Source organism: Chryseosolibacter indicum (assembly GCF_018598585.1).
Lineage (GTDB): Bacteria > Bacteroidota > Bacteroidia > Cytophagales > Cyclobacteriaceae > Chryseosolibacter > Chryseosolibacter indicus.
Genome location: NZ_JAHESD010000004.1, coordinates 30,699 through 44,819, shown reverse-complemented (window position 1 = coordinate 44,819; position 14,121 = coordinate 30,699). Strand labels below are relative to the sequence as shown.

At 37.8% G+C, this 14,121-nt stretch carries 8 protein-coding genes; 3 read left to right on the top strand and 5 right to left on the bottom strand.

Features of this window, described 5'->3' with window-relative positions; genetic code table 11:
* Window position 1 precedes the first annotated feature (1 nt).
* A complete protein-coding gene (locus KK060_RS02775; protein WP_254151949.1) occupies window positions 2-484 on the top strand; it encodes a hypothetical protein in 483 nt (160 codons plus the stop codon).
* Between the two features lie 68 nt (window positions 485-552).
* On the top strand, window positions 553-1,341 hold the full coding sequence (locus tag KK060_RS02770; RefSeq protein ID WP_254151947.1) for a hypothetical protein: 789 nt from the start codon (window positions 553-555) through the stop codon (window positions 1,339-1,341).
* An 11-nt stretch (window positions 1,342-1,352) separates the two neighbouring features.
* On the opposite strand, the gene KK060_RS02765 is transcribed toward KK060_RS02770, so the two are convergent.
* From KK060_RS02765 to KK060_RS02755, 3 genes are all read right to left on the bottom strand, one after another.
* Window positions 1,353-2,675 carry a cytochrome P450 gene (locus KK060_RS02765; protein ID WP_254151946.1) on the bottom strand — a complete coding sequence of 441 codons (1,323 nt, stop codon included), beginning with the start codon at window positions 2,673-2,675 and terminating at the stop codon, window positions 1,353-1,355.
* Between the two features lie 246 nt (window positions 2,676-2,921).
* The gene (locus tag KK060_RS02760) at window positions 2,922-3,260 is read right to left on the bottom strand and encodes a hypothetical protein (protein ID WP_254151944.1); all 339 of its coding nucleotides are present in this window, start codon (window positions 3,258-3,260) and stop codon (window positions 2,922-2,924) included.
* A gap of 185 nt (window positions 3,261-3,445) precedes the next feature.
* Window positions 3,446-6,379: a triple tyrosine motif-containing protein gene (locus KK060_RS02755; protein ID WP_254151942.1), complete on the bottom strand. Its 2,934-nt coding sequence runs from the start codon at window positions 6,377-6,379 to the stop codon at window positions 3,446-3,448.
* 231 nt (window positions 6,380-6,610) lie between these two features.
* On the opposite strand from KK060_RS02755, the gene KK060_RS02750 reads away from it, so the two are divergent.
* Window positions 6,611-9,364 (top strand): carbohydrate-binding protein, encoded by a 2,754-nt coding sequence (locus KK060_RS02750; protein WP_254151940.1) that lies wholly within the window; start codon window positions 6,611-6,613, stop codon window positions 9,362-9,364.
* A 17-nt stretch (window positions 9,365-9,381) separates the two neighbouring features.
* Here KK060_RS02750 and KK060_RS02745 read toward each other — a convergent pair whose 3' ends face one another.
* Together KK060_RS02745 and galB are read right to left on the bottom strand one after the other, a co-directional pair.
* The gene (locus tag KK060_RS02745; protein WP_254151939.1) at window positions 9,382-11,682 is read right to left on the bottom strand and encodes a glycoside hydrolase family 95 protein; all 2,301 of its coding nucleotides are present in this window, start codon (window positions 11,680-11,682) and stop codon (window positions 9,382-9,384) included.
* Window positions 11,683-11,704: 22 nt separating this feature from the next.
* On the bottom strand, window positions 11,705-14,077 hold the full coding sequence (gene galB, locus KK060_RS02740) for a beta-galactosidase GalB (RefSeq protein ID WP_254151937.1): 2,373 nt from the start codon (window positions 14,075-14,077) through the stop codon (window positions 11,705-11,707).
* Window positions 14,078-14,121 lie beyond the last annotated feature (44 nt).

The window sequence follows — 14,121 nt, the reverse complement described above, 5'->3', positions numbered from 1 at the left end:
TATGCTAGACCAACTCATAAAACTTGTACAACGAAACGCGGAAAATGATATTAATAACAACTCCGCTATTCCTGATCAATATAATAAAGAGGCAGTGAATATTGTTGGTCACGAAATTTTTACAGGCCTGCAAAACGAAGGAAAAAAGGGTAATCTAACAGGGTTAACTGATCTCTTTAAAGGGAACAATATAACAGGAAACAACCCAATTATTTCTGCCATAATATCAGGCGTTACCACAAAATTCGCCTCAAAGTTCGGTATCTCACCACAAATAGCAACACAGGTGGCATCTGTATTAATCCCTAAAGTGATGAACCAATTTGTTAACAAGGCTAAAGATCCCAATGACAAAGAATTTGATTTGCAGGATATATTAAAAGACCTTGGCGGAGCAGGTAATATCGGGAACCTTATCGGTCAGTTTACGGGTGGTGGAAAAGGCGGAGGATTGGGAAGTCTTGGAGGTCTTTTTGGTAAATAGTAAACTTAAAATATTATCTTAGTAAGAGCTTTAGAACCGTTTGCCTACCTCCCCGGTCATCATATTCTATGGAAAAAATTAAGCTCTTACTATTACTTACTTTAGTAATTAACGCTTGCAACAACACCAAAGAAGCAGCAATTGATTACTCAAATGAAGTTTACGAGCGCTCTATTGTAAATGCAGTATATGAAGGACGTATTCCCGTAGGCGAGGACCGCTTTTTATATTTAGAGCTGGCGCTTTTTCCTGGAAGCGTGGATGGAGAAGGGACATATTCACTTGAAGAAGTACTGGAAGACAAGGCGCTGCGAGACCAACCCCTTCATTTAAGTAAAGGTATGTATACCATTTCTTATGGATACGGTGAGAAAAAAGAAGACTATATCATTCAATTACATAACTCGAGCCATAGTGCGGGCCTTAAGAGAGTTTACAGCGCCTCAAACAAGATTTACGAGGAGACTTTCAGGAAGACAGATTTAGTACTGCTAAGTGAAGGAAACAAAAGGCTACTAGTACTCGACAAAGAGTCTAATCCCATTACCAGAGAACGTGAATATAACTTAACCCAACGCGCTTCTAAACTATTTACCGTCGAGGGATATTTTACTTACAAAAGTGACACCGCAGATTTTTACGAAGTCAACACAAGAGAAAATATGGCCATAACTAGGCTGGGCGCATATTACGAAGCATGCAGACAATACCATGAGCTGACAGAAAAGAAAGCAGAGCCGATATATCTGAAAGCCGTTGGATTTATGATAAAAACCGTTGACGCAAAAGGAAAAGAAACGGAAGCGCTTGTACTTAAAAGAATCATTCAAACGTCATCAGTGGCACCATCACCATAAAACGTAACCTCTTATTCCCGTGACTTTATTTTCAATAACACTCGATCCGGTCTTAAGGTAACAAGAGGTTTCAACTGCGGTGTCTGGCCTGTAGCCCAGATGTCAAACATATGGATGAAAGAATGAAGAAACAGAGTCATTTCTGCTAAAGCAAAATTATTCCCAATGCACAGCCTTGGTCCTGATCCAAATGGATAAAAAGCTCTTATTTTATCTTTCTCTGTAGCGGCATTAAGAAATCTACCTGGCTTGAATTCAAGCGGATTGTTCCAATATCGAGGATCACGATGGAGACCGTAGTAAAACACCGCTATTATGGTATCTTTTGGAATTTTGAATTGGTCATATACATCATCATCTACTGCTACCCTATCGCTGATCCATGCAGGAGGATAAAGCCTCATGCTTTCGTTAATTGCTGCTAATATATTCGCATTCTTTATACTTTCATGAAAGCCAACATTCTTTGTAGTCTCTCTTAATCTTTCTAATTCATGTTGATGATTTGCCAAGAGGTACAATGTAAATGAAAGTGCATTTGCCGTAGTTTCATGTCCTGCAATTAACAATACCAGAATCTCATCAATGATTTGTTCCTCTTGCATGCCTAACCCCGAATCTTCATAACGTGCGTCAAGCAGCATATCCAGTAAATCGTTAAACTGCCTGCCAGCTGCCATCCTTTGGTCTATCATGTTTTTAATGATTGTTCGGACCTCTTGAGCATATATTAAATTCTTTTTCAATTCGCCATTTAATCTAAACCACCAGCTTTTATGAGGCTGCCTGATGTCTTTCATTACAAAACCCTGAGTTTCCGTAATGAACGTACTTAACTGTTTTCTAACCTGACCGGGAATTGTAACATTAAATAATGTATTAATAACAAGTTCAAAAGCGAGGGAATGCATTAATGGATAAACATCTACATTTAACCCTGTCTGCATCTTTGAAAGAAACTCATCAATAGTTCTTTTCATTATAAGATACAGGTCTTTTAATCGATCGATATGAAAACCAGGCTGTATTAATCTTCTTTGGCGAAGCCAATAATCACCATTGGAGGTCAAAAGACCTTTGCCCAAAAACCGGCCTAGATGCTCTGTCAGCATTTCGGATTTAAAATAATTCCTTTGATTCACTCTCAGCACATGCTCTATAAAACCTGGATTTTGTGTCGCAATTAAACGCTTAAGCCCAAGATTAACAGTATAAGTACCGTTATATATTCTCATACTTTCTTCCATCGTACCGATAGGGTCTTTTATTTGTTTTAGCGTACGACCTATTGATTGGAACACATTATAACCTGGAGGAAGTATTGTATTGTTCATTTTGAAACATTCGAGTTCGTTGACAAAACCTTTGTTTTATTGATTAGCCAATATTAATCCAACCAAGGATGCTTTTAATTACATTTAATAAAGCCGCTAGTTTTCATAGCCCTGGCATAAATTTTATTTAAGGTTTATGAACTAATCTTAATATATACCTTTAGCAAGATAATCTTACTAAAGCCAACAAAAAAAGAGGATAAGCCCGTAAGCCTATCCTCTTTTTTTAAAGATTTATCTCTATTGCTAAAAAGAGTATTTCTGAAATATCATGTCAATTTCAGAATAAAACAGTTCCTTCTCTTTCTCTGAAAGAACCGGGATGTTTGTTTCTTTAATGTGTGTAATAAGTTTAGAATAATGAACAAGATCAACCGGGGAAATGAGTAAATCTTTCAGGTCTCTTTTAAGAAATTCCTTTTTTACTGTTGTCACCTCTTTGCCGTATTTTTGTTTATAACTAAACATCAACACTTCGTCTTTAAGATATTCTTTGATAAGATCATTTCTTGTTGATCTTACAAGATCAATAATCTTTTCAACTGAAAGTATTACTGAATCTTTTTCTGAATCAGTGTTTTGCATGAAGCTTAATGGGTTAATACAAAGTAATTATCGATAGAAAAGAGAAAAAATTTTAATTGTTTATTTAAAATATTCTTAAGTAGATAATTTTCAGCAAGATATGTTATCCACAAGTCTAAAACTAATCAAAACCTTTATCAACCATTTACTATAGTTTATTGCTAATAGTTAAACCAAAGAAATATCTAAACAGATAATTCTGCAAATTCTCCAAATCCATCAGGCGTAGAATGAAGTTTTTCAAGGAATGCAGACATATCTTCTTCATGACTCATCCCTAATCTCTTTCTAAGCCTATAACGCGCAGTTTCAATGCCTCTAACTGACAAGTTCAAGATAGATGCTATTTCCTTGTTTGTTAAATTCATTCTTACAAAGGCGCAAAGCTGAAGCTCTTTCTGCGTAAGATCTGGAAAATTTGCTTTAAGCTTAGTAAAGAAATCGTGGTGAACGCGTTCAAAATTTGCCTCAAACACTTTAATATGTTCTTCATTTTGAAGGTTACCATTTATTTTCTTTAACAACTCCCTAACCGATTGCCTTGAAGATTCATTTTTAACTGCGTCTTTCAGCTCCTTAAGTTGGTCTTGCATTTCTATTAGCAGTTCCCTTTTTTTAACAAGAAGGGTGGTATAATTAACAAGCTCTTTACTTTTATAGATAACGTCCTCTTCCAATTGCTCCTTATCCTTAAGTATTTTTTCTTTTTCGCCTGCAAGCTTCATTCGTTCGATCTCAAGCTCCAACACACGCCTCTTTTCCCGTTCCTCTCTCAATGTCTTTTCCTTTTCCCTTCGTATCCTTCGTTTAACCAATAGAATAGTAAAGAAAATCGTTGCGCCACCTATTATAATATAAAAAGCAATAGCCCACGAACTCTGATACCATGCAGGCAAGATTTCAAATCTGTAAATAGCTTCTGTTCCTTTTTCACCTAAAAGACTTCTAGACTTTACATGAAAAATATAACTACCAGCGCTTAAAAGGTTGTATTCACGAAAAGAAGCTTCACTCCAATCTGACCATTTGTTATCAGCACCCTCCAGCCAATAGCTATATTGAACATTTAACTTATTTTGAAAAGCCGGAGTTGAAAAGTGAAATATAATATTGTTTGATTTATGTGGCAGCTTGGTTACGTGTGTAGTTGCAATATCTAACATGGAAGTATTTTCTGACTGATCTTCTTTAAAACTCGCCGAGGTAATCATTGTTTTCGCATTCCTCGCGGAAGCATTATAGGATAGATCAAATGCATATAGGCCCGTCGTAGTTCCTACAAGTATATTCTTTTGATTTAATGGAACAATACATTCCATACTTGGATTAAATGATCCCTTTAGTTGAAGAAAAAGATCTTTCTGAAGTTCCGGTTTCTCCTCATTTGTCTTGAAGTATCCTACTTCGTTATCATGCGCAAACCATGTTTTATCGCTATACTGAAATAACCTTCTTACGTTTAGTTCCTTTCCAAACAGGCTCGTCAGGAAATGATGTAGCAGGAACTTGTTTTTAGCGGCATCGTAAGTATAAATGCCTGCATTCGTAGTAAACACTATCTCATCATTCCACCGCGTAACATTAATATTAAACGGTGAAGGAAGACCATTTTGATCTTTAAAATGTTCAACACCAACAATACGTTTTAAAGCAGCATCAATTTTTATTTTAAATACTCCCTTATATCCATGGCAAACCCAAAACACACCAGGCGCTTCACTTTGTAAAATATCCCTACAAGACTCATCAAAACCTTCTATTTTATGAACGACTTTAAAGCCAGCTTTGCTATCGTAACTTAACAGGAAAAGGCCGTGATAGGAACATGCCAGGTACTGATTCGTTTCTCCTTTTATAGGAATAATTTTCCATATACCCTGTACACCTGGAAGTTTGCTCACTCCTTTGTCAGAAATTACAAAAATTCCTTTATCGTGACTACATAGTAATTGATCTTCAAACTTCTGTAGAGACCAAGCCTGCCCGCGCAAACTATTTAAATTTACAAAACGCTCTTTTGTAAGAACAGTTTTACCTGACACAGGAGTTGATACAAAGACGCCCTGGTTAGTCGCAATGTAGATTTTGTTCTTATAAGGAAGTACATCATAAATTGATGCATCCTCGAAAAGAAGTGAAACAGGTGACTTAACATCAATACAATCAATACCATTATTAAGAACAGCCCATATATTCCCTTCGCTACTTTCAAATAAATTATGAACAGTATTATCCTGAAGTCCACTAAACGTTGCCCCTGTGCTAATCCTATACCCATTCGCATCAAGCGAAATAACTTTTGATCGTAAAGTTCCTATATAAATGCTACCTGAAGAGGAACGGATTGCACAAGTAACGAGGTCATTAGATTTTTCTGTTAATAACTTTTGCCACAATGTGGTACTTCTATTGTTAAGATTAATCCGATAGAATGATCCTTGCTTAGTAATTGCTAACACTTCATCTAAAGCGACGCCCGGAATAAGCGTAATAAGTTCTTCACCATTAAACTGATCTTGATTAAATAGATGGGTAAATGATAAAGACCGAAGGTCCAACGACTTAATTCCTTCCTCATCCTGAACAAAAAGCTTATTATCAAAAGAAATTGAGAAGGTATATGAGCGGTTAGCAGGAAGTGTTTTTGCTGTATTGTTAGCAATCGCAATAAGCATTTTGAAGCTTCTGAATACCATGTGCCCCTGTGCTTCGTGAATCTGCCAAATGTTTTCAAAATTTCGATCTTCAATAGGAATTAGGTTTAATAGGGACTCGTAAAAGTATTTACCAAACGAATCTTTTTTTATAACACCTAATTCATTGAAGCCGCCTGCATAAACTATTCCCCTACTGCTTACTTTCAAACTCCTGATCGAGGAATTATTAGGTAACGACACTTTATGCCAAATCTGGCCGTCAAAGACAAGGGCACCGTCGTTGTTTCCAAAATACAACACTCCTTCTTCATCCTGACAGACAGTCCAGAATTGCGTACTACCCTGAAAGTCCTTTTTAGTGTAATGAATTACCCTTGGGATTCCTTTAATAAACAATGAATCAGTTTGGGCATTTAGATTATAAAAAGTGTTACTGAGTAAAAGTACCAGCAGCAATAACATGAATTTAAAACGCATTGGACTAGAACATTTCAAAGTCAACATAGTTCAATCAATTTCTCTAATCATTTGAAAGCCAACATCTCAAGACAAACTGAAGTATTGTAGACGTACTATTTTTTCCTTTTGAAGTATCAGAAATGTATACCATCCTGGAAATAATAGGATTTGAAAAAAGGATATTTAAATCGTTTTCTAAAATTACATAAAAGTAAAGAATTGCACTTAAAAAGTATGATGAACAACACCCTACGTGCCTTTTGTGGCTTCCTCCTTTTGTTTTTGATCATTATAAATGAAAGTTTTTCTCAATTTCTTCATCGCAGCGGGAAACAAATTGTTGATGCAAATGGCAAAGAAGTGATTTTAAGAGGTATGGGATTGGGCGGCTGGATGCTACAAGAAGGTTATATGCTCGAAACTAATGGATTTGCAAATCCTCAACATCAAATCAGGGCCAGAATTGCTGAATTAGTAGGAGAAGCAAGCACAAATGAATTTTATGAAGCATGGCTGAAAAACCATTGCACAAAAAGAGATATAGATTCATTAGCCTCCTGGGGGTTTAACTCAGTCAGATTGCCGATGCACTATAACCTTTTCACTTTACCAATTGAAAAAGAACCGGTAAAAGGACAACATACATGGCTGGAGAAGGGATTTCAATTAACCGATAATTTATTGGAATGGTGTAAAGCCAATAACATGTATCTGATCCTCGACCTACATGCAGCACCCGGAGGACAAGGAAATGATGCGGCCATTTCCGACTATGACGTTACAAAACCTTCATTATGGCAGAGCGAAGAAAACAAACAAAAGACAATAGCATTATGGCGCAAACTGGCAGAGCGCTACGCAAATGAAAAGTGGATAGGTGGCTATGATCTGATTAATGAAACCAACTGGCCCTTTGAAGGCAATAACAAAAATGGTTGCGATGAACAAAATAACGCTCCTCTAAAAAAATTGCTTATTGATATAACTACAGCGATTCGTGAAGTTGATAAGAACCATCTTATTTTTATTGAAGGCAATTGCTGGGCAAATAACCATAACGGACTTCTTCCTTACTGGGATGACAACATAGCACTTAGCTTCCATAAATATTGGAATTATAATGACCAAAACTCTTTACAGAATTTCATAAATCTCAGAGACCAGTACAATGTACCACTTTGGTTAGGTGAGTCCGGAGAGAATTCAAACGTATGGTTCAGAAACGCAATTGCGTTAATGGAAAACAACCATGTTGGCTGGGCCTGGTGGCCTATGAAAAAGGTAAACTCTGTTGTTAATCCGCTTACTATTGTAAAGAATGAGGGATATGAAAAGCTTTTAAACTATTGGAAAAACGGAGGCGTTAAACCCTCTCCTCAGGAAGCAAAAGGTGCTTTAATGCAATTAGCAGAAAACTTGAAAATTGAAAATAATATTTATCGTAAGGATGTAGTTGATGCGATGTTCAGACAAGTCCATGATAACAGCACGATTCCTTTTAAGCATCACAAAATTCCAGGAATTGTAAATGCTTCAGACTATGATTTAGGTCGTTACGGTAAAGCCTATGTTGACATTGACACTGCAACTTACCACGTCTCTACAGGTAGTGGCTATTCAAACTGGAATAATGGTTGGAGCTATCGAAATGATGGTGTCGACATTCAACCTACTTCTGATAATGGAGGAAATGGATTTCAGGTTGGATGGACCGCTGATGGCGAGTGGCTTCAATATACTGTTGACGTCGACTCCTCCGCAGCCTACAACGTTAACATCCGTTACGCTTCACCAAATGCAAACCCTGCAATCAGAATCTTTGTAAATAATATTGAAAAGACTCCTATAAAAACTTTACCATCAACCGGAGGCTATACAAATTTTACAGATCTTGTTATAAGTGATCTTATTCTTTACAAAGGGCAACAAAAAATTAAAGTATACTTTCAAAAGGGAGGAGCAAATGTTACCTATTTAAAATTTGCCATTTCCAAAAAGGCAGCTGAAATATCACTACGCGCTGTTTCAGCACATACAGAAAGCGAGCAAGGTATTGTACGTATAGCCCTTAATAAGAGCGTTAACCCTGCTACTGTTTCATCAGATGAATTTACTTTGATGGTTAATGGAAAGACTTCAGCGATTCAGCAGGTAACAACGGATGTAACAAACGAAAACTTACTAATTACCATTGGCAGTAAAATTTCCGATGCGGACGTATTAAAAATTAATTACAGTGGAAGTAAGGTTAAGGGAATTGATGGTACTTCATTGGAAAAGTTCTCAGATCTTCAAGTATTAAATACGTTACCATTTCATTGGCCGGTACCGGGAAAACTGGAAGCCGAAAATTATATTATTAATCAAGGCCTTCAATTTGAAATTACGAGCGATACAGGAGGAGGACAAAATGCAGGCTACACTAGTGCAGGAGATTATTTGGAGTATAACGTCAGGGTAGATAGAGACGGCTTGTACAAACTAGAAGCAAGAATAGCATGTAACAATCAGGCTGGAAAAATAGAAATCAAACAACTTTCAAAAGACAACAAAGTTCTAAACACCGCTACCTTGGAGGTACCTGTAACGGGAGGCTGGCAATTATGGAAAACAATTAGCACTACGATGAAGTTAGATTCGGGAGCCTCTGTTCTACGTGTAACCATATTACAGCCAGAATTTAATATAAACTGGTTTAATTTTACAACGGCAGTGATCAACAGCATCGAAAAAACAGATAAAGAATCACTTAACATATTCCCTAACCCTGTAGATGGAGTTTTGAGTATACAGCTACCTGAGAAATATTATAAAAAAGACAACACACTGACTATCCGCGATAGTAGTGGACGGGTGATAAAAAAGTTTGAGAAAATCAGCAAAGAAGCATTGAAGAAAATTGATATTACCAGCTTCACACCGGGCCTCTATCTTGTTGAGTTTAAAACAGGCGACCAAACTTTAACAAATAAATTTACTATCAAATAATATTGATGGTAAATTTATTAATGTAACTGTCCATTAAGCTTATACCGCTTTCCTTTGACGGCATCCATCTCTTTAATTTGAGAGCCATATCGGATACGGAAAACGCCTCCCGTTTTAGATAAAATAGAAACCTGGTCGAGCTTTCCTTGCTTCCAATCAAGGTCAACAACAAGACCACCTCGTGCGCAAATACCGTAAATGCTTCCATTCTCCCATGCTTTAGGAAGAGCAGGAAGTAATAAAATCTCATCATTGTGACTTTGCAATAACATTTCAGTAATACCTGCAGTTGCACCAAAATTACCATCAATTTGAAACGGTGGATGCGTATCAAAAAGGTTCGGCAATGTTGATTTTTGAAGGAGAGCCATTAGGTTTTCATAAGCCAATTCTCCGTCGTGAAGACGTGCAAAGAAATTAATAATCCAAGCCCTACTCCAACCTGTATGTCCACCTCCATGTGCTAATCTGTAATCTATAGTTTTACGTGCTGCCTTTAACAATAATGAATCTTTTGTTAATTCCTTGCCTGGATGCAGTCCATATAAATGCGAGATGTGTCTATGCCCAGGTTCAGGTTCTTCAAATTCTTTTGTCCATTCAAGTATCCTTCCATCCTTGCCGACACGAGTCGGTGTGAGCCTTTCTCTTACCTGCCGGAGAGATTCTCTAAATTTTTCGTCAACTTTAAGAATCTCAGCTGCGTCAATTGTATTCGTAAGCAATTCACGAATGATCATATGATCCATTGTCGGCCCCATTACCATAGTGGCTACCTTTCCTTCTGGTGTCTTAAACGTGTTCTCAGGAGAAATAGAAGGACCTGAAACAAGATATCCTGATGAGGGATCTTCGACTAGCCAATTTTTACAAAACTCTGCAGCATCTTTCATTGCTGGGTACGCAAGCTCCCGCAAATATTTTAAGTCCTTTGTAAAAAGATAGTGCTCCCATAGATGCTGCGCACTCCATGCAAGGCCCATTGGCCACATCGCCCACTTTGGTTCGCCATATGTCTCTGTAAAACGCCAAGCATCGGTTGTAAAGTGTGCCACAGCTCCTTCTATGCCGTACATTTCCTTCGCTGTCTTTCTTCCATCTTCACGCAGTGCATCGATAAACTTTAAAAATGGTTCGTGTAGTTCAGAAAGATTGGTTAATTCAGACAACCAGTAGTTCATCTGTATATTAATGTTAATATGGTAATCAGCACTCCATGGGGGGTTAAGACCATCAGCCCATATACCCTGTAAGTTAGCAGGCAACCCGCCGGGCCTTGAACTGCTGATAAGCAGATAACGACCAAATTGATAGTATAAGGTAATGAGACCAGGATCAGTATGGCCTTTTTTCACTCGTGATAACCTTACGTCTGTAGGCACATTGACTGTATCATTTGCCCCAAGGGAAAACGAAACCCTGTTAAAGTATTTTTGATAATCTGTTATATGCCTTTCCTTCAACTTTAAATAAGAAAGCTTTGCGGCATTATTAAGATATCTTAACGCATATTCTTCATAATCCTTCTGTTTATAATTAGTAGCAGCAGAAATAAGTATTGTTACATTGTCAGCTTCCTTAACCTGGATCGAATCTCCAAGATAATTTACTACTCCTCCCTCGTTAATCACCTTCAATGCGCTTACCAGCTTAACACCCGATCCACTATTAACGTGCTCTCGCATGTACAAGATTTTATTATCTATTGTAAACTTTGCTTTATCTCCTGTCCGGGACTGGGAGAGTATAAACGAAATTGATTTCTGTTTGCTCGCACTCAGTCGTACTACTATTACCTGATCAGGAGCACTTGAAAACACTTCTCTCGTATATGTGACATCGTCTATTGAATAGTTCACACTTGCGATCGCGTTACTTATATTTAAATTCCGTTTGTAATCAGCAAGAGCACTACTTGCGTATTTAAAATTCAATTTCAAATCACCTAATGTCTGATAAGAACTCTCTACACGCTTATCCCCCATCATCGCGTTTGATGCAAGCTCATCAGCTTCTACATATTTTTCTTCGAAAAGCAGCCTTCTGATCTCGCTCAGCGATTCCTTAGCCTTAGGGTTGACAAAATCTGCGGGAGAGCCGCTCCACACAGAACTCTCGTTGAGCTGAAGTCTTTCAGAATGTACATCACCAAAGACCATTGCGCCTAATCTTCCATTACCTACAGGTAAGGCTTCATTCCATTCGCTTGCAGGTCGCTTAAACCACAATTCAAGAGGTCTATCTTTTATAGGTTGTGTGAAACCTGTTGTTGTAAAAAAAGAAATAAACAGATAAATCTTTATGGATGATAATCTCATGATACTTTTCTAAAATACTCACTTATTCAACTTTGATTTGAATGGATGCTCCCTCTAAACCAGCAGCAGATGCTGAAAATGTTAACATGTTCTTTTCTTTAGAAGATTGAACAACTGCTAAAGCCAATCCGTTAAAAGCTTTCCTTTCCCTTGCCTTAAATGATTCATGACTTACAGGATTACCATTATCAACACCTATAATATTTCCTCCTCCTGTAAGATTAAACTTAATAAGATTGTCGGCATGAGGTACGATATTGCCATCCTTATCCAATACCTGGACTGTAATAAACGAAAGATCTTTACCACCTGCAGCTACAGATGATCGATCCGCAATGAGCTTTAAAGCCCATGGCTCTCCTGCGGTTCTTATTTCCTTCACCATTATCTCTTTTCCATTCTTACGAGATATTGCCTTTAAAACTCCAGGCTTGAACGCAAGGTGCCACATTACATATAAGTCCTCCCCTGTCTTCTTCTTAACACCTTGACTCTCGTCATTGACAAACAATTCAACCTCATCAGCCTGGTTATAATATGCCCAAACGTCTACAAGCTGACCTCGCTTCCAGGTCCAATGAGGGAACACATGAAGAACAGGTTTTTCCGTCCATTCGGATTGGTACATGTAATAGGCATCTTTTGGAAATCCAGCCAGGTCTACTACTCCGAAGTATGAACTTCGTGAGGGCCAGATATAAGGGGTGGGTTCTCCTAAGTAATCAAAACCAGTCCAAATGAACATACCCGAAAGAAAACCATGCTTCTTTACAATTTTCCATGTTTCTTCGTGAGTCGAACCCCATGGTGCGCTTACGTTATCATAAGCTGACACAGTATTATCAGGATTACCTTTAGTAAAGACTTCATCCCACCTTATAGGCCATCTTCTGATACTATCAGAAGGCATATCATAATGACCGCGTGTTGCGAGTGCAGAAGTAGTCTCGGCGGCAATAAACTTCTTACCCGGATAATCTTTTGGAAAATCCTCATATTGCGAGTGATGGTAGTTATATCCAATCAAATCAAGTGAACCCGATTTTATAATGTAATTATTCTTCGTCTGATTATTAGCTGCGGTAATAGGTCTTGTTCTATCGAGTGCTCTTACTATACCTGCAAGTTCTGTGGCTATGGCAGTTCCTGTCGAATCATATTGTTCGCCAATCTCATTACCAATACTCCATATCATAACAGAAGGATGGTTCCTATCACGCTTCACAAAATCTTCAAGGTCTTTTTTATGCCAATCATCCCAGTTTAAACTATAATCATAATCAGTCTTTTTCTTCTTCCACATGTCAAACATCTCATCCATGACAATAAAACCCATGCTATCGCACAACTCAAGAAGCCCAGGCGCAGGTGGATTGTGAGAAGTTCGTATTGCATTTACGCCCATCTCCCTCATAATTTCGAGTTGTCTTTGTGCGGCACGTACATGGAAAGCAGCACCAAGGCATCCAAGGTCGTGATGTAAGCATACACCCTTAATCTTAAGGGGTTTGCTATTCAGGGTAAATCCTTTGGCTGAATCAAAAGAGAAGGTGCGAATGCCAAACGTAGTTACATACTCATCCAACAATTTGCCGTTATTTTCAATTTGCGTAATCGCTTTGTATCTGTTCGGTGATTCTATAGACCATAACTTTGGTCGATCGATATTTCCTTCCTGGCTAATGGTAATTATTTTATTAGCTTGAATAGTATATTCACTTTTAACTTTAGTTATTTCTTTATTATCGAATGAATAAAAAGAGGTAGTAACGTCAACCTGTTTCTCTGCTCCTGATGCATTAAAAGCCTCGATATCTATTTTAACCTTTGCGGATTGTTCTGTTACTTCAGGTGTTGTTATAAAAGTTCCGTGATATGGAATGTACACTTCGTCTGTAATTACCAGCCTCACATCACGATAAATACCTGAACCCGAGTACCATCTTGAATTAGGTTGTTGTGCATTATCTACTTTTACTGCAACTACATTTGAAGCATCACCAAACTTCACGTGAGGAGTTACATCATATTCGAAAGAAATGTAACCGTTTGGTCTCTTGCCTAAATAGTTACCATTAATCCAAACTTCACTGTTATGATAAATACCATCGAATTGCAGGAAGACTTTCTTGCCTTTCAGATCTTGTTGTAAAACAAAGTTCTTCCTATACCACCCAGTCCCGCCGGTTAATGCTCCACCTCCAACACCCGCCGGACTATTCTCGTCAAAACTTCCTTCTATGCTCCAATCATGAGGAAGGTCTAACATCCTCCATTGGTCATCGTTAAAGTTCGTGTCTTTTGCTTCCTGAAGATCGCCTAAATAGAATTTCCAGTTATCGCTAAAATCATATATGCTTCGCGTAGACGAATGTTCTCTATTGCAGGAGAACATGCAAAGTAAAAAGGAAGAGACGACCAAGACGCGTACTAAAACAA